Origin of the sequence: Legionella sp. km535, assembly GCF_003990085.1 — a bacterium.
GTDB classification, from domain to species: domain Bacteria; phylum Pseudomonadota; class Gammaproteobacteria; order Legionellales; family Legionellaceae; genus Legionella; species Legionella moravica.
Map to the genome: position 1 here is coordinate 61,996 of NZ_RZGU01000017.1, position 21,671 is coordinate 83,666.

The following is a 21,671-nucleotide window of genomic DNA, read 5'->3' on the forward strand; positions in this document are numbered from 1 at the left end:
AAACTATAAATGTCCATTGCAAAACTATGCGCAGATCAACTCCGTGTTATTTCCAATAATTATGGCGTTAAATTAAAATCAAGCCATGCTCATGAGCTTGTTGCTGCATTTTTTGGTTATAAATCAAAGGCAGCCTTGTTGTCAGATACTCTCGCACCCATAGAGAATATTGGGCAAGCACAAACTTTTGTTCTAATTCCGTCCGCTTTTATCGAAGAACGTCGGAAATGCCTTATCGATTTACCGTCAGACCTACCAGACTCTTATACTTTAGGTGAGGAAATGTTTACCTTCCTGGCGGCTCGAAAAATGCTTGTAGCCAATTCATTTGGTTCTTGGGTGCATCTTGCTGAAGCACTCACCAATGAATATCTACAAATCAATGAAAACTTAATTTTACCTAAAAATTTTGCCCCTACTGAAAATGCCCGTAGTATTTTTAATAAGCCTGTTTATGAATTTAACCCCAAACTCGAAACTACAGCGGATGGAGTAAAACTTACGGTATCCAATAAATACTACGGTTCAAGTCATGTAAATTTTCAACCTATTGATGTCGTCCTAACAATCAAACTGAAGCGTATTGCTGGCCATTTTGGTTATGCAAAACCAGAAATCTCCATAATTTGATATTTCTAGTCAGCCAGTTCGTTAAATTAGGAGACATAATGAAATCTTTAAAAATAAAACTTCCTTTTGGATTAAATGAAAATAGCATCATTGTTCACATTGCTAATGTTGAGAGTGGTAAGAGTTGCAATTGTATTTGTCCGTCTTGTCGCTCTCCCCTAATCGCGGCCAAAGGCACAAAAAATCAGCACCACTTTAAGCATGCCACTACCATTGAATGTGAAGGAGGATTGGAAAGCGCCATCCATATGGCTGCGAAGCAGATTATAATGGAGCGAAAACAAATTAAGCTCCCTGAATATACCATCAACAAAACAATATTAGATTCGAAAGAAAAAATGCACTTCAAATCAAAAACTCTTGTCGAGAAAGGAAAGTCTATTTCCTTTGACTCTGTCCAAGAAGAGCAAGAGATTAATGAAATGCGAGCAGATATTCTCGCTATAGCAAACAACCAGAAACTAATGATAGAGATATTTTATCGTCATAAAGTAGATGATCGAAAAATTGAGAAAATTAAAACAGCTAATATATCTACTATTGAAATTGATCTCTCTGACCTTACACCGGACGATGTGAAGGACTGGGAAACTTTTTGGCTCTGTATCAACGATCCAAATCGTGCTCAATGGCTTTATAACGCCAGAGCGCCTTCTGAGAGTGTAGAACTTGAAAAACAATTGAGCGAAAAAGTTCAGGAAATAGAAGAAGAGTATAAGCAGAAAGAAATTAAGAAATTAAAACAGGAGCAAGAAGCAAAGCCAGTGCTAGAAAGGGCTCTTGAAGAGTTAAAGATAATTCGTACTAAGAAATATGGGGAGCAGCTTGAACAGGAAGCGGAAAAGCATCCTGCATGGAATTTTTATATCAAATATCTTCAGCTTTCAGCTGGTGAACTACCGAATTATCTTAATCTAGATGTCCCTGACGGAGATTGGATTTTCGGTTGCGATAAACGTATATGGCAATCAGCTATTTATTATAATTTCATCATTCACAATAAAAACAACAGGAATTATTTCTCTATTAAACAGGTAGATGATTGGCTTCAAAATACTGCTAAATGTAAAGTTCCTCCCTGTGCTCAAATTGTAGGGAAATATGGCAGGCGCTTTCCCGAACTTGTTCCCACTGAAATTTCAATAAATATTCCCTCATCATGGAAAACGCTGAGGGAATATTTTAACCATCTCGGCAAAATAGGAATACTTATTTATGCAGGAAATGATCGTCGCAATAGAGGAAGTTGCTGGTACCAAATTCTCAATAGGGATTTCAATTCTTATAACCCTTCCCCTTCTTCTCTAATCGAGAAATTTTCCGTCGCACATGGTTATCAAGTTTGAATCCTTTCCGCTCCAGGTGATCATGTGCATTATCCGGCAATAGCACTTCACCTCCTCCGGAGAGCTGAACCAGATCGCATTTGGACAGGTCTCGCAAGCTGTCGTGATCTTTGGCTGGCGAGCCTTGTCTAATGCTGAAAGAGTTGGACTTTGTAGTATCCCCTCTCTTTCCAGTGGCTGTTCCAGCAGCCTCATGGCCTCCTGAAGTTCTTCCTCGATAGCTTTGTCGGTTTGCTCTTGATTGATCATGGGATTTCTCCTGTTCAAAATTTAGTTTTTGACGTTGATTTTCCAAATCCAAATCAGCAAAAGTGATTGGCATTTGATATTGAATAACAATCTGCAAGATAATCTTTTTAAATAATGGAGACCCATTCACACAAATACAGTCACCATAGCGCTGTCTTGCCATTTCCAAGGCTCTTTTAAGCGCAGGAATAGACCCGCCTTTAGAAATGATAATTTCCTTTCCATTGTCCCTAATAACACTGTTATCTTTTTTATAAATCTCCGTACCTTCTTTAGTAACCGAGTCGATTTGTCCAAAATTTAAAGAGGAAGAAAAAGAAGGACCTGATCCTGATATGGTGTAATCATGTTTATTTTTACGATTACGATACCGCATTGCCATTAAAGCATTTTGATCACCGCCTTGTGCTTTTTGTTTCAGCCAGTCAGCCCAGGTTTTGTTTTGATAAGAATCTAATAACTGACTACGTTCTTTTGCATAATTTTTTCTTATGTTCTCAATCTCATTAAGCAGCGTTTTGTTTATATGTTGATAGAGGTACTTTTTCTGTACTTTAGAAAGGTTCATTAACTTCAAAGCCACTCGTTTAATTCGTCCTCGCTTTTTCGCCTTTTCAATAAGTTTTGTTCTGGCCTCACGCAACTTTTTAAGCTTGTCTGAAACGAAACTTTTATTGTGTGATTTTTCATGCTGATATTTAGCATAGAGATTGGTGCCAAGTACCTTTTTATTTAATGGTTCATAATGATAAACATTTGATGCAGTTCCATCGTCTTCTGGGTGCGATGGTACGAATGAACCTAGCTTGGATTCGAGATTTTTTTTAGCAAAAATTCTGGAAATTGAACTTGCTTTAACAGTAAGCCCTTGGACATTGCAGAACACAAAACCATTGGCTTTAATTCGAATTATCAACCCATGTTCTGCTAAAATGCTATGAATCTCCTTCCAGCTACCAGCAACCTCGATTTTTTCTTTACAATAGCGTTTCATCCAATTAATTAAGCTTTCAATACCTGAGTGATGCTCCATATCGTCAGCAAGATTTTCTGAATGGTTTTTACGGGTTTGATGATTGGTTATTTGAAGGCCTAATTCAATTTCCAACTTGGATGCGACCTCAGCAAAAGTTTTATATGCTCTATAAGGTTCAATCATATTAAAGGTTTGAGGATGTATTTTATTAATAGCAACATGAATGTGAAGATTGTCTGTATCATGATGAACAACGGAGATTCTTTGGTGCTCTTTAAATCCAATCGATGATGCCACAGTATCTTCAATTTCCTGTAAAACTTGAGCCGAAGGGTTTTCTCCTGGAGCAAAAGAAATAAGCATGTGATACGTTTTATCTCCAGTCGCTCTTTGGTTTTTAGCTTGCGTAGCCAAAACCTCCTGAACAGCCCAAATGGGATCGATACTGTTACAGTTTGATAACCTGACCTTGCCCACTCGCTCCTGTTTATTTTGTTGATTACACAGGTATTGAACAAGACCTGAGAAACTACTAAGCCTTGTTTTCTTCATAGGAATATGGCGAATAATCATAGTTTTTTTACCACTTCAAACATCGCATCCTGAGTAGTTTGAATACGAGCTAACAATGTTTTTATTGTTTGGAGGTCAAAGTGTGCGACACGTTTATCCTGAGTCAACCATAGTTTTAACAGTCCACCAAGCCGTCCTAAATCTCCATTAATCTTGGCTAACTGCAATATCTGATCCTTATCAACATTACTTTGAATTTGATAACCGAGACTAATCCTTCTTAAATACTCGGCAATTGAAAGCCCAGCTGTAGCTGCATTTGATTTAATCTGAATTTCTTCGGAAGGCAAAACAGGTACGCGAAGATGGCGACCATTTTTTCTGGTGGGTGTTTTAAGCTTCTCGTCCATAAGGATGCCGACCTCTTAATTAAGTGGTTATGCAATCCTTTGGGTATTGATTTGACCTTAAAACATAGGGTTTTCGTTGAGTACCGAAGGTGCGAATAAGACTTGTGAGGTTTGGTAGCCAGCTTGCTGGTTAGCTAACTTCACCTATCTTGCCCTGCGTTTTAAGTTCATCTAATAACATACTATCAGGTAATTTTATGTAATTTCAAGGCCATTTGTTTTGAAACCAAATTAATTTCTAATAATTACTAATAATTACGATAAATTACATATTTATGCGCTTTAGAGAAGGTTTAATTACGCCAAAAAGAAATAATATAACTCAACTAATTGCACAGCAACAAAATAGTTTGTACCATCAGAAAGAGAACAATAATAAGTTGATGGTATGACATGGGAAACTCCCTCAGCGAACGAATCGCAGCAAAGCAAATGGTAAGAAAGGCCTCTGCTAAATCTGTAAATAAAGCCGCATTTCTTGCATTAAAAATTGATATTGCTTCAGCGCTAGCTGACGGCTGGTCTATAAAGCTTGTCTGGGAAACACTAGTTGAGGAAGGCAAAATCTCATTTTCATATAAAACTTTTTGTGGCTATGTAGCACGTTTGCTTGCTGCAGAAAAAAAGCCATCTTTTCAGGAGAACACCAAGGAAGATGAAAAGGCTAAAAGTAAGACAAAAACTGAAATTCGCGGTTTTACTTTTAATCCAAAACCTAACTTAGAGGAACTCTTGTAATGGCAAAAATACATATCACACTGCAGGGAAAAGGCGGTGTCGGCAAATCATTTATTTCAGCAACAACTGCACAATATAAGCTGCACAAGGGCCACACCCCACTGTGTATTGACACCGACCCCATAAATTCAACCTTTCATGGCTTTAAAGCCCTCAACGTCGATCATATTCAAGTCATGAGCGGTGATGAAATCAACCCTCGTCTTTTTGATGCCCTCATTGAAAAAATTGCCTTAACAACTAATGATGTAGTTATTGATAACGGTGCCAGTTCTTTTGTACCGCTATCTCATTATTTAATCAGCAACCAGGTTCCCGCGTTGTTAAAAGAACTAGGTCATGAAATGGTGATTCATACGGTCATCACTGGTGGCCAAGCTTTATTCGATACTATTAATGGTTTTGCACAGCTAATTGACCAGTTTGAAAATGAAGCACAGTTTGTCGTCTGGCTCAATCCCTATTGGGGAGCCATTGAACATGAAGGCAAAGCATTTGAACAGCTGAAAGCCTATCGAGATAACAAGGACAAAATATCAGCCATAATTCAAATCCCCGATCTAAAAAAAGAAACCTATGGTCGGGATCTAACCGAGATGCTTCAACAAAAGCTGACCTTCGATGAAGTGCTGGGTACGCCAGAGAAAAGTATTATGACACGCCAACGATTAAAAATCGTTCGTGATCAACTGTTTGGTCAGCTTGATAGTGCTAAGGTGATATAATGTCAGAGAAACTCGATAAAATCATTCAAGACATCACCGTCAAACATGGTGTACTTTTGGGTAAAGACGATCCGATTCTCATACTTCAGACTATGAATGAACAACTGATTGAGGAAAATCGAAAAACCCAACAGGATTTGCTAAAACTGTTCCGAGAGGAAATGGAGGTCATTTCCTCTCAGTGGAATGAGGATGCAAAAGAAAAAGCTGAAAAGGTTCTAAATGTAGCATTAGCTAGTAGTAAAGAGGCTATATCCAGATTACTGCAAGAATCTACTAGAGAATCAATTCAAGTTATGAAGAAATTAATTTCGGATTCATTAATTGAAGCTAACTCCTTAACTCAAATGATGCAAAAATTTAGTAGATTTGCATTGGTTTCATCAGCCACATTGTTTGCTGTCTCTTGTATGACTCTCTTATTGTTTGGTAAATAAGTACTGTATTTATTCAGACCAAAAAATGAGTTCATGTATACATCTATTGCCCCAGATTGGGGCTTCTTATTGTTATCAACGAAGCTTAATACTACCCTTATATCCCCTTACCTCTCAAGGTTGTAACCAATAAATAAATTAATTTTCTATTGGATAAGAAAATTGAGGCCAATGTACTTTATTAAGCACTTTGATAAGTTTAATAAATGGCACTACATTCAGAAAATTAAACAAAAAATTCATGAAACAATTTTTTAAACCGATAAAACTCAGATACTTTCAATTTTTATACATAGATCGAACGGTTCATTTAAACGGTGGTTTTCCTAAACTCTATAACACCATAAGTAAATTACTTATAAACAAAATGAAAATGATATAAAATTCTCTTTCATCAAAGATGGTATACACCCTGAAATAGTGAAATAAATTTATGAGTAAGTTAGTTGACGATTACCTAAACGGATTATCAAAAATATACAATGAAGATAGATTGAAAGAATTTAAATTAATTCCTCCAGCATCGCAAAATCAAATTAATCGCCTTAAATCAATTTATCCAAATGTGCCTAACGAGCTCCTAGAACTATTAAAGAAAATAGATGGAACTAATGGAGTTTATAACGAAAATCGAATTTGATTGGAATTTTTTGAAGATCGTGAGTTTCCATTTACTTTTTGTTCAACTGAAAAAATGCTTGAACATGCCAAATCTGATTGCTCTTGGGCTGAACTTTATGGTCTAAGTCCAGAAGAGATTGAAGATGAAGAAATATTTTCAGGTGAAATAAACCCATTAGCTTCATGTAGAGACTGGCTTCATTTAGGCGAAAACATGATATGTTATTCAAACTTATATATTGATTTTAATCCGTCACAATTTGGAAAAGAAGGACAAATCATTTTTTATATGCATGACCCAGATTCATATTTCTCAATTGCAGATTCATTTGCAGATTTCTTAAAAATGAATCTAGATTCTAATTTTGAGTATCTTATATGCGATTAAATAATAAGATAACTAAGCAGACAAAGAATTGGCAAAAAAATGGACATCTAGGGGATGAAAAATCTTATCTATCACAAACTTTTGATTTTTCGAATTTTGGCGATCCAATAACTCCATGACTTCCCTTTTTTATTTTTTCTCCATTATATCCTGTTTGTGATGGATAAGGTACGTTATCTATCCTAAACGAGGAGCGTCTTCAAATGGAAGGTAAGTTGACGATTCTACTAGAAAACTATTTTTTTGATCAAAATGCTAAAGGTAGAATTGCATCGGGTAAATCAAACGCCGCAGTATTCATTTCGCGAGTGACTCGATAGGAGATTAAATCATCTCCTGAACAAGGCTGCATGATACTGATTAATTGACCAGGATTATACTCCTGATTATTCATCCAAATCATTTGGTCTTCTTTTGAAAGAAGGACAGGCATTCGATGATGAATCGGCCTCATCAATTCATTCGCATCGGTAGTTATAAGGCAACAGGAATGAATGACCTCGTCACCAGATTGCCAGGTATCCCAAAGTGCTGCAATGGCAAGGTACTCCTGGTTTTTGGAAGTGACATAGTAGGGTTGTTTAATACCCTGCTCTAAATGCCATTCATAAAAGCCACTCATCACCATGATTCCCCGTTTGGATTTGATGGGTTGGCAAAATGCGGGTTTCTCAAACAGAGTTTCGGCGCGAGCATTAATCAGCATGCCCACCTCTTTTTTATCTTTTGCCCAAAAAGGAATTAATCCCCAGCGTAAATGCAATTCATTGATCTGCATCCCATCAGGGGAACATAAAAACAATACGGTGGAACCTGGAGGAATATTTTAACGAGGAGTGATTTCTATGGTCTCACCCACATGAAATTGATAGTGTAATGTGTCATATTTAGGTACAAAGGCAAATCGACCACACATCGCGTCACTCTTTAAGAAATCTCTTTATTCAAGTATAGAATTTATTCCAAAGAGTTATCCATAAAATCTGTTCATAAGTCTGTGCACAGATGAAATAAAATGATGATTAACTAAGTCTCATAACAATCTGCAGAAACATCCCACTACCGGTAAAGCTAATCAAGGGTTTCCTTGCTTAGCTTTACCGAATATAGACTGGAGGGATTTGCATTATATAATCAGTGTACGATGCTTTTTTGAATCGCTTGGCGTTTAGCTATATCAAAAAGAGATTTTAATGATTTTGGAGTCAATGTGGTGATGCTGCTACTTAATACCCCTTTAAAAGAACCACCAAAAAATGGATAAGGTAAAACATCTTTAGATACAGCAGAAAATGAATAAGACCAGGTTAAACCTTTGTTATTGCTAATAGCTAATAAGGGCATATAAGTATTTCCCCTTATCCTATCCATATAATAATACCAACCTGATGCAAGGCATACCTCACCTTTACAATCGACTCCATTGAGACCCCCTTCTATAAACGGGGTGGGTAATACTGGAGATGTAATTTCAGGCGGATAAGTCCAAGTTACTCCTCCATCGGTTGTTACCCCTAGTAAAGGACGTGTTCTTTCATGATCGCTATACTGACCAACAGCAACACAAGTATTTCCGTTACAACTTGAGTCATTAAATTTTCCCGAAAGGAGTGAAGGAGGTAAATTCGAGATAATATCGTTAGGATATGTCCAAGTTTCTCCAGCATCGTTAGTAAAAGCTAACAACGGGCGTTCTGCTGTTTTATCACTGAAGTATCCAGTAGCAATACAGAGAGTTCCACTACAACTTGAGCCACCAGTCAGCTGTCCTCTCATAAAATGAGGAGGTAGGGCAGACTTGGTAATCTCTGAGGGATATCTCCATGTTTCCCCTTTATCCTTACTCACCGCCAGTAAAGGCCATGGTTTTTTTCTATTATCATACTCGCCTGAGATAATACACAATGCCTCACTACAACTAACACCACCGCTAAAGTGTTCTCTATAGAATGGTGCGGGTAAAGCAGAGTCTGAAACATAAGACCATGTGGCTCCCGCATCTTTACTTAATGCTAATAGTGGATAAGTTGTTCCCGGATAATGATATCCCACAGCCATACATGTCGTACCAACACAGGAAGCACCGTAGAGCATTGCCTCTTCAGGAAAATCTGGGGCTACAATTCCTTCCGGATAGGACCAAGTGACTCCTGCGTCTCGCGTAACCGCCAATAACGGTCGATATTTTTTATTGGAAAGATAAGCCCCTACTGCGACACATGTGGTTCCACTACAATTAGGACTTCCTGTAAACCATCCAAATTTAAAAGAATCAGGTAACTTGGAATTAATATCCTGAGGATAAGACCAAGTTATTCCCAAATCACTACTAAGCGCCAATAAAGGACGCTTGGTCACTTTGTCACTATAAGTTCCTATTGCAATGCACAATGCATCACTACATGCTGACGCAACCAGTTCGCCTTCATAAAAGGGTTGAGGCAATGATGAATGGGTAATATCCATAGGGTAGCTCCATGTAGCTCCTTCATCGGTACTAAGACCCAACAAGGGACGTCTCTTTATGTCATCATCATAATGTCCAGTTACTATTAGGGGTTGATACTGAGATGAGTCAGTTAAGGGCATTGCTGCAACACTATAGAACGACACACTAAGAGCTGCTAGAAACAGAATAACTAGAGCGATCGATTTAGATTTTTTTATATACATAATGAAATTTCCTTTTATTAAAGGGCTTCGCTGAGGACAGCAAATCCTGGTATACATTACTTTAAAGACTTAGAGCGATGGATAATTTTTTCAATTAAAATGGGATCATTAACAAGACGTGCTTTGTTTAGAATTGCTGGGTAATCAGTGGCATGATTAAGTAAGGGTTTTGCCCAAAGTTGATACAACTCATCAGGGGATAAAACCTTTTTGACCGATAGTGCTCGTTCGGTTATTAACACATCAATAGCGCATGTAATAATCCACTTGGTGGTGTTCATCTCTCCGCATGCAATTTTATTGATTGATTTTGGAGTAAGAATTTTATCTTTATCAAACAGCTTTTTCGCTGCGGTTTCGAGTTTTTCTGATTTATGGGTGATGGAATTGAGTCTGGTAAATATCTCTTGTACTTTTTTGGAGTAATCAATGGAAAGTTTATCCGATTGTTCAGGTTGATGGTGTTCTAGTTTACGTTTATAAACTTCTTCTCGATTGACTAAGATGCCAGGTGCATCAATACCTAGTTTGATATTTCCGGGTTCGTCTGTTAAAAACGTAGTGATTCTAATTTGCTCATTATTAATGGTGAGGATTAATTGATGTTCAAATTCGACGTGCCTAATTTCCATATATTACTCGCTGTATCTAATCGTTACTAATGGTTTCCTTAAAAGTAGACATAGTGTAAAAATAATGGAATTAAATTACAACAGTGAAATCCTTATAGAATACTAATATAGTCGATTCATTCTGTTTTTAATCATCCCTCGACCGCATAAAATAAAATGGACTGTTAATAAAAAGGCCAGAAAACTGCATAGCCCCCTATCATTTGCTAGCGGAGGGATACGGGTGAGAAGCACCAATGGAACAAAAAAAAATAAAGCAAATAGATAGGTGTAGAGTGCTGAATTTTGGGAGAATAAGTAGGATATGAAGTAATAAAGGAAGGAAAATAACAGGCTAACCAGATAGAAAAAATTAATATAAAAAATCCACCAACCTTTAAAATCAGCATTGTTGTGATGGATTACAGTATTCACGAGCGAACTCAGAAAGAAGACTAAAGTCATTATAAAAAATTGTTGGCGGAACACGTCCTGATGTTTTTTTTGTTTTTTTGCATTTAAACCAGGTAATTGCATTACGGCATAACCATTGATCAGCAACAGCCATATCGACAACCCAAAACCTTCTATAACGTCATGAGTAAAACCCTCTGTCATCACATACAAAGTTAAGACATACACGAAGAACAGAAGGGTGCTAAAAGGGTTTAATAGGTTTATCATAAAACAATTCTCTCAATATCACGGATGTTTTTAGCATATATTCTATGGTCTTAATCGAGTGGTGGCGATTTAAAAAATAGGTACGCTAATTGCTCTTAGAATCTAACTCAGCTGCTTGCTTTACATGTCATTTTTATACATTATGACCATTGAGTAATGTATTCATTCTCGTAGCCTTCAATTAATGCGACTTGTGCTGCCCACTGGTACTCCCAAGCAGTAGGAGGATGGAGTTTATTCCAGGCAAGAAATAGATTTTTTTGGGCGGGACTTAGGCGGACATTATAACGCTCGGAAAAAAATAAATGCGCACGCGCCACCAGTCCTTTTGAATTCTCTGAAGGTTCCATTTTCTTTTCTTTTTTATCTAACTTAATCGCACACCCATAAAAATCAGACGCAGAGGCCAAAGCAGAGATACGATAATTAGAACGTGCGCCATTGACTAAACCCACCGCTGGCCACAAATTATATAATTCGGATTCCATATGCCTGAATTGGCTGCTTATCTTTTTACAACACGCCCTACCCTTATAGGGTTTACCGTTTCGTTCGCATAGGGGTTTACGCCAACACTCAAGATGCTGTCCGAATTGATGGGCAGGCATGATGTGTTCCCACTCTACGCGATGAGCTCGTTTGTTTTTTTGTGCTTCGTTCATTCCACAACTGGCTAAATCGATTTTCTTTCCATGAAACTCACAACCGCAATAAATCGTAAGAGGATGTTGTGCAAATACTTCTCCCGCGATTTTCTTGGCCTGCGAAAAGTTGCTCGGCGAAGCCTCACATTCCAACACCATAAAGACTAGAAAAAGGCTTATAAAAAATCGAAACATCAAACACCTCATGTATAATGTACGCACAATACGCAATTATAATAAAAAGTACATCACGATGGCCGTACATACCTTCTCAACTACTCTATTCAAAGACAACGGCCTGTGCCAAACCATAAACATTTCCTTTACCTATTTTTTGCCAGACCATCATCGGCAATGGCAAGACCCTCACTTAGGAAGTATTTCTCTTTTAGAGGTCTTAAACCAAGATGAACTCTCTATTTTAGCTTCGTTGTCCATCAATGAACATATAAAAATTAGACATGAATGCTGGTCATATATTGAAAGCAATAATCTTGCTATACCTCATCCAGTGATACCAATTATCTAATTCCAAAATCCATACCCCAAAATGTCTCTACCCACTATAAGAAATCTCTTGCATGACATCGAAGGAATCTCTTTATGTATCAGTTCTATTTCTTTGCTATAGTCAAAATGAGTAATGACAATGGATGTCTTAAAAGGACTTTTGTCTTAGTATCACGGATGATGCCTTCCACAAAGATGTGGAGGACTACTCAAAAATTTATGATTCATTAATGCAGTATGCAACGATGAGTCACCCCTTCTTGTTAGAGCACTTTAAACTCCCAGAATTACCCATCATTTCTGAGCGCATTGCGAAAAGTTATTGCATTGCTGTAACTACTGGAATTTCTTGCATATACCCGATGTATTCACAGAGATATCCACAGAAAATGTGGATAAGTATTGTTGCATTGTATAATGTGGAAAATGGCGCTATGCCTTGTTCTATAAGGGTTTTATCGAATTGGGAATAGTGAGTTCAAATGAAAAGCAAGATGAATTTAAAAAGATTATCCACAAGACGCACAGGAAATCTGTATAGCGATTGCATACACATAGTAACAATAATAAATTTGAAAAAACAGTCTTGACTCTCATTATTTTATAATAAAAATAAATCTCCCTTTGAGAATGCTTAATAAGAAGTGTCGAGCAGTGCTGTCATTTCTTGATGAACATGTATGTGATAGCCAAACCCTTTAAGGTAGGTAACAGGATCACATTGCTGTAATCCTGTTACCTACCCACTAGTGATTCGGAAAAAAAGGTTTTTTTTGGGAAATATCGTACTTTCCCACAAAGAAACCCTTTATTCAAAACAAATTTCAGGAAATTGGCTTTTATTATACTGAACGCTGTGCTTGGTCAAATGCTCATCATAAATGCATCTATTGTGCTGATTAATTGATTTTTGTGGCATTTTTTTGTACAATACCAATCCGTGTAATTATGGATAATACATTATGCCCCCAAACCTCATTTCTATTTTCCCTCAAGACTTTCTTCATAAACTAATTAATTTTCCGAAAGAGACCCTGGCAAACCTGTTTAAACTATGCCAGCAAGCAGCTCAACTGTTTGCAAGTAAGGAGTTATATGCGCTAGATCCTCTTGTCTGTGAGAACGCGTGTCATATCAGAGCATTTACTCTATGGCATATGGCTAATAAGTACAAAAAAAGCAGTAGTTGGCATCAATGGGATGTATTTATCCAGTCCATAGAAAAACTCATAGAAAAAATTAATGCCTTACCTCCGATTAGCGAACATACTAAACAAACGATTGAACACTATCTTCAAGAGCACCATCTCTATATCGAACTGGATGAAGAGTTTCTTTTTGATATTAAATTTGTTTTTTTGTCACATGTGCTGACGTTAACTAAAAAGCAATTCCCATCCACCTCTTTTATGCTTCATGAAAAAACATGCCTGGAAGCTTTAAATAGGCTGGGACTGGTTCATAATAAAATCAAATCACTGGTTTCCAGTGCTCAAAAAGAACTCTCTGCAATGTCATGCCATTTTATTCAAAAGAAAAGCCAGGTATGTAGCAATAAGATTCTAAATCAACTGCTAGTAACTCGCTATGATGATCACAAACGAAGCTACCTCCCACAATATGCAACAGCCAAAGTCATTCTTTTAAGTGCATTACAAAATAATATTCCAGTCATAATCAAGCTCTCTCGATATGTGCAACATCACTATCATGATGAACTTAGTTTAGGCTTCATGCCCTCATCAGATAAAAAGGAGTTTTGTTTTACAACTCAGTTCAATGAGCAATCTCAAACTGCCATTATTTGCGAAGGGGTTATTGATTACCCAAAAACAGCAGAAGCCCCCTCAACACTCCTAAATCGTTTGAACCAATACTCCCTAATGCAAATACTTTTGGCTAATTTTGCTGCACATCCTCAATTTTCAGGTAATTTAAGACATACCCCTTGCATTTACAAAGAAGCTCTCCAGAGCGCTAGCGACTTAAAACCTCATATAGCACAAGAGTGGGAAGAGTTTACTCAACATGCTTATTTCGCCCAAAAGGAAGGATGTGTTTTGGAAAATCCTGGTCTTTTATTTCTAAATCACGTTTTTTGTGATTCAGTCATTAATTATCAACTCCATGATTTATCTGTAGCGATACAGGAAGAAATAGTACTGGATGAAAATGAACTATAATTAATTCATTATCAATGCACGCAACTCTATAATAAAAATGACCAAAACACCCCATGTTCCGAATCATAATGCATTAGAAAAGCGTCTTCGTGAACTTGAAGAAGAATTGTCTTTTTATCATGACATGATGAACTATATTCCTGGACATGTGTATTGGTTAGATAAGAATAATCATTACCTTGGATGTAATTTGGAGCATGCGAAAAACATCGGTCTTACCAACCGACTAGATATTGTTGGAAAAACAAATAATGACATGCCATGGAAAGCAATTGCTGAAACAGTGAACCAGACCAATTCACAGGTAATGAAATCAGGAGAACCCGTCACCATAAAAGAAACAGGACTGGTCAACGGTATACAAACCACCTTTTTATCTCAGAAAGTTCCTTTAAAGAATAAAAATAACGAACTTGTTGGTATTTTAGGCGTTTCAATTAACATCACCGAGATAGAGCAATTACAGAAATCACTCATCGAAGCTAAAAAAGCAGCCGAAGCGGCAAGCGAAGCCAAAACTGAGTTTCTAACCAACATGCGCCATGACATCCGCACCCCACTTTCTGGAATTGTAGGATTTTCGGAACTTTTAAAATCGGATTCAAATGAGCCACGCATTAAAGAATATGCTGATAATCTTATCACATCAAGCCACGCATTACTGGATTTAATGGACGAGGTTCTTGAAGCGGTCAGAGTAAGCTCCGGTGAAATCCCTATGCTAAAACGTAAGTTTAGCCTGAGGAAGACGTTCGAACAGGTCATTGCTTTAAACCAGGCGCGTGCTCATGAAAAAAAATTGAACTTATCCCTTACAGTAGATACCAACCTCCCCTGCTTTGTTATTGGAGATAAAATCCGAATCCATCGAATAGCTCTTGAATTAATTGGAAATGCCCTTAACTTCACCGATAGTGGCCATGTCTCAGTACATGTGACCCTTGCTAAAAAAGAAGAACGCCAATTAGTCATTAAATTAACCGTGGCTGATTCTGGCATAGGCATTCCAAAAGACAAACAGCAAGAAATTTATCTGCAATTTAAACGACTGACCCCATCCTATCAAGGTATTTATAAAGGTGCAGGATTAGGGCTTTATGTGGTAAAGCAATTTGTGGATGAGCTGGGTGGTGAAATTTATGTTACCAGTGAGTCTCATAAAGGAACCTGTTTTACTTGCCTGCTTCCCCTCCAGGAGCCACTTCTCGATGATGACTCAGGTATCGATGAATACGAAGAGTTAAAGGTTGAAACAGCGTATATGACTCCTGCAAGGCACCAACAATCTAAATCTTCGTCCATCTCAATACCACAGGACAAAACAGCGTCCTTGGTTCTAGTTGTTGAAGATAATTATATTGCCCAGACCGTAGCCAAAGCCTTATTAACCCAGTTAGCCTGTGCTGTTGATGTTGCATCAAATGGCATTGAGGCTCTGGAACTGTGCAAAAAGAAGCACTATGATTTGATTTTTATGGATATAGGATTAGGTGATGGCATGGATGGATATGAGGTCACCCACCACATTAGAAATTGCTCCACTGAAATAAAAAACACCCCTATTATTGCGCTCACAGCACACGGTGGCGATGAAAATAGGCAACGCTGCATTGAGTCTGGAATGGACGCGGTATTAACAAAACCCCTGACTCAGGCACATGCTGTAGATATTCTTAAGTCGTTTATTCCAGAGCGACATGAAACACCAACGGTTGAATCATCCCAAGCAAGACGCGACTTGCCTGATAATGATGATGAGATGTTTCAACTCAATCAATTCCCTATCTTAAACAGTGACGAAGCATTGAAGAATTGCGCGACTCAAGAGATGTTAAAAGAATTGTTAACCTTAATGACCAAGGAGCTTCCCACTGATTTGGAATGCATGAAAAAAGCCTTCAAGACTCTTGATTATCCACTGGTTGAAAAAACCGCCCATAAAATAAAAGGTGGCGCGGTTTATGTAGGAACCATCCGTATGAAATACGCCTGTCAGTATGTTGAACGCTACTGGAAAACTGGGCAACGTGAATTATTTGATGCACTCTATCATCAGGCAGTAAGTACTATAGAAGAAACCATCACCTATATTGAGGGATGGCTGCAAAGGAATACTCCATGAATAATAAATTGTTTGATACGCTCGAACGCGAGTGTTTAATTTATTAATCCCCAAAAGAGGCCACACTTGAACTGCTTCGCCCGTTAATTAATGAATTTCTTTCCACACAACCAGAGCATCTACTGTTAATCCTGGCCAAAGAAGAACAAACGACTGATGCAGTCAGTGATGTAATCGCCCATCAATTCACCGATACCCATGATATTTTAATGCCTCGAGTGATACACCACCTTAACAACCTGCTTTATGAAACCATCAAGCCTTATTATTTCCAGAATAAATGCTAATAAAAATCGACTCATCTCGCTATGACAAAAACCATTAGGAGTCAGACGCCAACTAAAAGAGATTTTTTCTCACTTAATCTAAATGAAGATATTATTAAATTTCAGCTCGTTCTCTGGAATAAATATTGTGATGCTCGCAAACTAAAATTGGATAAGTACGGGATAATGGGCATCTATTGGCTCAGGGGTAACTGCATCACCATAACCTATACACAAGAAGTGAAACTATGGCTAAATATTTACTTGGCGAAAAAGCAAAACAAATCTTTGCTAGCAGATAATACCTATTTAGTTTCATACTTATTTTTTAAATATTAAAACCCAGCAACGTTAAATGGGTTTTAATATTAAAAATAACCCCGTAAAATCAATTGTGGGGAATTTGCGTATTTGAGTACGACATTGTTATACATCGTAGGACATTTGTAGTGGATTCCCGCGATAAAAATTATAATAAAATCAATTGCTTATTATTGCATTGACGGGCTCATTAATTGAGGCTCACTCCTTAACACAAAGGACGCAAAAATTTAGTCGATTTGCATTGGTATCATCAGCCACATTGTTTGCTGCCTCTTGTATGATTCTCTTATTATTTTGTAATTAGACAATTTCTCAACAGCAGCATGAACATGAATATACCTTTACAATTATTAAGCCTCTTATAGGCGCTTTTTCATTTATCGGAAATTACGCGCCTTGTAGCTAAAATACATATTTAATGGGTCAAAATTAAATTCAAAACCCCGATTTATAAACTACCACTGGATAGTTAAAAATGGGGAGATTACCTAAGCTTTGTAGAAATCTGCAAGTAAATAACTGTTAAAATCAGCGAAGAAACCTATTCATTTGCATATAATTCTATGTTATAAATCTCGCGCGTATTAAATTCACAGTGCTCACTCAATCAGCATGTCGTTTGATATGAAAGAATTGCGTTTTTATATCGCCAAATTAAATTATAAATTCCACTCCAAAAGGAAAATGGAATATACATATTTAAGTGCGTATTGAAAATTTTATTTTATAGGAGTCGTATCAAAGAACATTGAAGTTATGAATTAATGAAATAAATCTTGGTAGTTCAGAATGAATATTACCATTAGCACTATTATCAATAGTCTCAAATATATAAGGATCTATATGAAATATGTAAAAAAAATATCATCTATTATAATGTTTTTTTCAGTTGGATTATCTTCAGCACAAACTAACTTAGTATTAGAAAAAGAATGCAACATATCTAATTATAATAATAATTTTTCAATTTTATTTTTGCCCAAAGAATCTGAATTGGTTTGTGCAAAAAAAATTGCAATAGAGTGCTGTGTTGGTCATGGTGGTGTTTGTCAATATTGGCCTTATCCCAAATGTTGTGACGGAAGTAGATGTAGTGGATAGTAGATTTATGGTATAGCTCAAATTAATTGAACCACATCAATCAACTAATTAAGATATTTTGATCTTTATCTGAAAAAGCAGATATCACACTAAGTGGTTGACTGCTTTTTTACTTCATTAATATGTGTTTTATTCTTGCAAAAGATACGTTATAGGTAATTTATTTATTTTTTGACTTTAATTCCTGATTTTGATAATAAATTTAAACATATATATTTCACATAAAATGCGTTTTATATTAGCAAGTTGAACTGACTTAAAATAAATATCCAATTTTACATCACGACTTTATGGAAAAAATATGGAAATAGCTAAACAACTAACAGATACAATAAGTGCTGCTTTTGAGGCCCAGGTATCAAAGTCACCGCATAAAGTTGCAGTTATCCATAATAAAAAAATACTTACCTATAAAGAACTAGACACTTTAGCAAATCAATTAGCTCACTACGTTAAACTTCTTATCGATATAAATCCAGATGACTTCGTTGCATTTAGTTTAACGAGATCAGAGAACATCATCATTTGCATATTAGCCATTTTAAAAGCTGGTGGTGCATATGTTCCGCTCGATCCAAATCTTCCAGTGGAACGTATTAATTATATAATCAGCGATACAAAGCCAAAACTCATTATTTCTGATAGTACAAATACATTTAAAAATCACACCAATACTCAAGTGGTTATTTTAAACAACGAACTCAAAATAAAACTTAAGACCTATCCGGCAACACCTCCATTATCAATAACTCAGAGCTCAAATTTGGCATATGTACTTTACACCTCAGGAACTACAGGTACTCCCAAAGGTGTAATGATTGAACATAAATCATATTTAGCATTAATAGCCAATATTAAAAAAATCTACTTTTTCCATGAGCCCCAAATTGATACCTACAGTATTACAAACTATGTTTTTGATATATTTGGGCTAGAATATGGCCTCCCTCTTCTTCATGGAGGTAGCGTCACACTTGGAGATCAAGAATTTAGTTTCCTGGATTGTTCTAAATATTCTTTTATTCAAATGACTCCCAGCTTCCTGAATTTAAAGCTGGAAGCTATGTTGCCATCCTTCACTTGTCAACTTTTTATTGGTGGAGAACCACTAAGTAAACCCTTATTACAAAATGCCTTAAAAAAATTTCCTGTTGTCGCAAACCTATACGGACCAACAGAAACCACTATATGGTCCTTATATAAAACATACAAAAGCTTTGATGGGTTTAAAAAAGTTACAATTGGAACATCTTTTGATGATGAAAACATCTTTGTATTAAATGAGCAGCTCAAGCCTACTTCGGCTGGAGAAATTGGTGAATTATTTATAGGCGGTGTTGGATTAGCACGAGGCTATTTAAATCAACCGGAGTTGACATCAAACAAATTTATTCATTCAACACATTACAAAAACCAAAGACTGTATAGAACTGGAGATTTAGTCCGTAAATTAACGAATAAAGATCTAGAATATATTGGACGCAATGACTCACAAATTAAAATACGTGGGCATAGGATAGAACTAGGTGAAATAGAAGCAGTAATATCTGAATTCCCTAAAATAAAACAAACAATTATTATTTTACAACATCATAATGACAACGATTATCTCATCTGTTATTACACTTCAGATGAACAAGTGGATGAACAAATATTAATAAGATTTTTAAAAAAACGAATCCCTGATTATATGATTCCTCAATATTTTGTCTTTTTAAAAACACTGCCTTTGACCATTAATGGAAAAACCGATAGAAAATCCCTTCCAAAAGTTAAATTTTCAAATTTTTCAGCTAATTATGCACAACCTAAAAATGAAATAGAAATTCAAATTTGCCATATTTGGTCTGAAATATTACAAATAGATTATAAGAAAATAGGATTAAATGACGACTTTTTTATGCTTGGGGGAACGAGCATTAACGCTATAAAATTAATAGCTACAGTAAATAACCATTATAAAGGGAAATGGACAATCACAGATATTTATACCAACAGCACTCTTTTACTCTTCACTAAGAAGATACGCTATTCATCAAAAAAATACCGCCCAATTATCAAATTTCATTCATCAAAAGACGATATAAACAAATCTAATATGTATTTAATTCATCCAGGTGCCGGTGGTTGTGAGGTTTATACATCGCTCGCAAACATGCTAAAAGATACTTATGATTGTTATGGTATAGAGTCTTATAATCTTTATAATAAAACTAAAATAACCACATTAAATAAGCTAGCAAATAAATACTTAAAAGAGTTAACACCTTATGCTCCTTCTTTGTATGATAATCAATGGAATTTATTAGGTTGGTCTCTAGGCGGCCAAATAGCTATGGAAATGGCCGTTATTTTAGAAAAAAAAGGATATACAAATATAAATGTTTTTTTATTAGATACAATTTTAAATGATCACCATTTATTAAAATTAAGACAAGAATTAAATATAAAACCATTAATTAAAGAGCATCAAATTACTTCTATTGCAAATGGATATCATGAAGATTATGTCAAGCTATTAACTACAACTCTAAAAGCTGAACATAAATTAATTTGTCAAAATATTTCAGGGTTATTATCTCAAACTAAAGTTTATCTTTTTAAAGCGGAACTTTCTGAAGAAACTAAAGACAATGAAGAGCAGAAAGATCTTTTTAGATATATGACCAATCTTCCACAAAATAATATTGAATTATTTATAAAAAATAGACAATTATTAAACGTTTTTTCTTTTAAGGATATTAATCACAATAATATTCTAAACGAGGCAAACCAAATATCTAAGGTAATAAAAGAAATATCTCACATAAATCATCAATGCGTAGTTAAAATTGATGAATAATCAACTTTTTGATGTATGGAGAATTAATCTTGATATTGAGGTCCCATCAATTGATGATTGCTTAGATATATTATCTGCTGATGAACAACAAAAAGCTTTTAATTATGCATTTCCTCAAGATCAAAAACGTTATATTGCGGGTAGATACGTCTTGAGGGTAATACTATCAAAATATATCTCTATCAGGCCAAATAAAATTAATTTTATTTACAATCAATACGGCAAACCATTTTTAAAAAATAGAGAAATTGAATTCAATTTAAGTCACAGTAATAATCAAGCGTTACTAGCCATTAGTAACTCTTTGTGCGGCGTAGATATCGAATTTAAAAATATGGATTTAAATTTACTTGATCTAGCTTCTGAAATTCTGTGCACAAATGAATATAAGCAATTTGCTTCTTTAACAGCCATGCAGCAAAAAGAAATTTTTTATCACATTTGGACTTTCAAAGAAGCATTTGTGAAATGTTTAGGATTAGGATTTTCTTTTGATGTAAAAAATTGCCAACTACAAATAAGTACTCCCTCTCAGTTAGAACTTATTACAATTAAATCCGAAGAATATAACAATAAAAACTATTATTTATACGATATAAAGACAAACGATGAAAACTATATTGCTAAAGTGATTACCGTTTATCCCTATAAAAAAATTCAGTATAAATATTTCTAGAT

The 21,671-nt window shown here is 35.8% G+C and carries 19 protein-coding genes; 12 read left to right on the forward strand and 7 right to left on the reverse strand.

All coding sequences use genetic code 11. The features are described from left to right. The first annotated feature begins 9 nt into the window (after positions 1-9). Positions 10-630: a hypothetical protein gene (locus ELY21_RS10975; RefSeq protein ID WP_127109470.1), complete on the forward strand. Its 621-nt coding sequence runs from the start codon at positions 10-12 to the stop codon at positions 628-630. Positions 631-668: 38 nt separating this feature from the next. After that, a complete protein-coding gene (locus tag ELY21_RS10980) occupies positions 669-1,976 on the forward strand; it encodes a competence protein CoiA family protein (protein WP_127109472.1) in 1,308 nt (435 codons plus the stop codon). Here the strand turns inward: ELY21_RS10980 and traI are convergent. Then, on the reverse strand, positions 1,906-3,774 hold the full coding sequence (gene traI, locus ELY21_RS10985) for a TraI/MobA(P) family conjugative relaxase (protein WP_127109474.1): 1,869 nt from the start codon (positions 3,772-3,774) through the stop codon (positions 1,906-1,908). The two genes, ELY21_RS10980 and traI, sit on opposite strands and share 71 nt — an antisense overlap. Next, complete coding sequence (traJ, locus tag ELY21_RS10990) at positions 3,771-4,124, reverse strand: conjugal transfer transcriptional regulator TraJ (protein ID WP_127109476.1); 354 nt, start codon at positions 4,122-4,124, stop codon at positions 3,771-3,773. Before traJ ends, traI begins: the two co-directional genes overlap by 4 nt. 393 nt (positions 4,125-4,517) lie before the next feature. On the opposite strand from traJ, the gene ELY21_RS10995 reads away from it, so the two are divergent. The 5 genes from ELY21_RS10995 (at position 4,518) to ELY21_RS11015 (ending at position 7,033) form a co-directional block, all read left to right on the forward strand. Continuing rightward, positions 4,518-4,862 carry a TraK family protein gene (locus ELY21_RS10995; protein WP_127109478.1) on the forward strand — a complete coding sequence of 115 codons (345 nt, stop codon included), beginning with the start codon at positions 4,518-4,520 and terminating at the stop codon, positions 4,860-4,862. After that, a complete protein-coding gene (locus tag ELY21_RS11000) occupies positions 4,862-5,587 on the forward strand; it encodes an ArsA-related P-loop ATPase (RefSeq protein WP_127109480.1) in 726 nt (241 codons plus the stop codon). The genes ELY21_RS10995 and ELY21_RS11000 overlap by 1 nt, the downstream gene beginning before the upstream one ends. After that, positions 5,587-6,024 (forward strand): conjugal transfer protein TraM, encoded by a 438-nt coding sequence (locus ELY21_RS11005; RefSeq protein ID WP_127109482.1) that lies wholly within the window; start codon positions 5,587-5,589, stop codon positions 6,022-6,024. The genes ELY21_RS11000 and ELY21_RS11005 overlap by 1 nt, the downstream gene beginning before the upstream one ends. Positions 6,025-6,457: 433 nt before the next feature. After that, positions 6,458-6,664: a hypothetical protein gene (locus tag ELY21_RS11010; protein WP_127109484.1), complete on the forward strand. Its 207-nt coding sequence runs from the start codon at positions 6,458-6,460 to the stop codon at positions 6,662-6,664. Beyond that, on the forward strand, positions 6,665-7,033 hold the full coding sequence (locus ELY21_RS11015; protein WP_127109486.1) for an SMI1/KNR4 family protein: 369 nt from the start codon (positions 6,665-6,667) through the stop codon (positions 7,031-7,033). Between the two features lie 247 nt (positions 7,034-7,280). Here ELY21_RS11015 and ELY21_RS11025 read toward each other — a convergent pair whose 3' ends face one another. The 5 genes from ELY21_RS11025 to ELY21_RS11045 form a co-directional block, all read right to left on the reverse strand. Further along, positions 7,281-7,856 (reverse strand): SOS response-associated peptidase, encoded by a 576-nt coding sequence (locus ELY21_RS11025; protein ID WP_370272611.1) that lies wholly within the window; start codon positions 7,854-7,856, stop codon positions 7,281-7,283. Positions 7,857-8,167: 311 nt separating this feature from the next. After that, a complete protein-coding gene (locus ELY21_RS11030) occupies positions 8,168-9,706 on the reverse strand; it encodes a sialidase family protein (protein ID WP_127109488.1) in 1,539 nt (512 codons plus the stop codon). Between the two features lie 56 nt (positions 9,707-9,762). Next, positions 9,763-10,338, reverse strand: coding sequence for a hypothetical protein (locus ELY21_RS15735; protein ID WP_199741699.1), 576 nt, complete (start codon positions 10,336-10,338; stop codon positions 9,763-9,765). A gap of 102 nt (positions 10,339-10,440) precedes the next feature. Beyond that, the gene (locus ELY21_RS11040; RefSeq protein ID WP_127109490.1) at positions 10,441-11,001 is read right to left on the reverse strand and encodes a hypothetical protein; all 561 of its coding nucleotides are present in this window, start codon (positions 10,999-11,001) and stop codon (positions 10,441-10,443) included. A 140-nt stretch (positions 11,002-11,141) separates the two neighbouring features. Continuing rightward, positions 11,142-11,840, reverse strand: a complete 699-nt coding sequence (locus ELY21_RS11045) for an endonuclease (protein WP_127109492.1) — start codon at positions 11,838-11,840, stop codon at positions 11,142-11,144. 1,277 nt (positions 11,841-13,117) lie between these two features. On the opposite strand from ELY21_RS11045, the gene ELY21_RS11055 reads away from it, so the two are divergent. The 5 genes from ELY21_RS11055 (at position 13,118) to ELY21_RS11085 (ending at position 21,669) form a co-directional block, all read left to right on the forward strand. After that, entirely contained in the window at positions 13,118-14,338 is a 1,221-nt protein-coding gene (locus ELY21_RS11055) for a hypothetical protein (RefSeq protein ID WP_127109496.1), read from the forward strand. Positions 14,339-14,375: 37 nt separating this feature from the next. Then, entirely contained in the window at positions 14,376-16,460 is a 2,085-nt protein-coding gene (locus tag ELY21_RS11060; RefSeq protein WP_127109498.1) for a response regulator, read from the forward strand. 1,433 nt (positions 16,461-17,893) lie between these two features. Further along, a complete protein-coding gene (locus ELY21_RS11075; RefSeq protein WP_127109500.1) occupies positions 17,894-18,151 on the forward strand; it encodes a hypothetical protein in 258 nt (85 codons plus the stop codon). Positions 18,152-18,452: 301 nt separating this feature from the next. Next, positions 18,453-20,993, forward strand: coding sequence for an amino acid adenylation domain-containing protein (locus ELY21_RS11080; RefSeq protein WP_127109503.1), 2,541 nt, complete (start codon positions 18,453-18,455; stop codon positions 20,991-20,993). Further along, positions 20,986-21,669 carry a 4'-phosphopantetheinyl transferase superfamily protein gene (locus ELY21_RS11085; RefSeq protein ID WP_127109505.1) on the forward strand — a complete coding sequence of 228 codons (684 nt, stop codon included), beginning with the start codon at positions 20,986-20,988 and terminating at the stop codon, positions 21,667-21,669. Before ELY21_RS11080 ends, ELY21_RS11085 begins: the two co-directional genes overlap by 8 nt. Positions 21,670-21,671 lie beyond the last annotated feature (2 nt).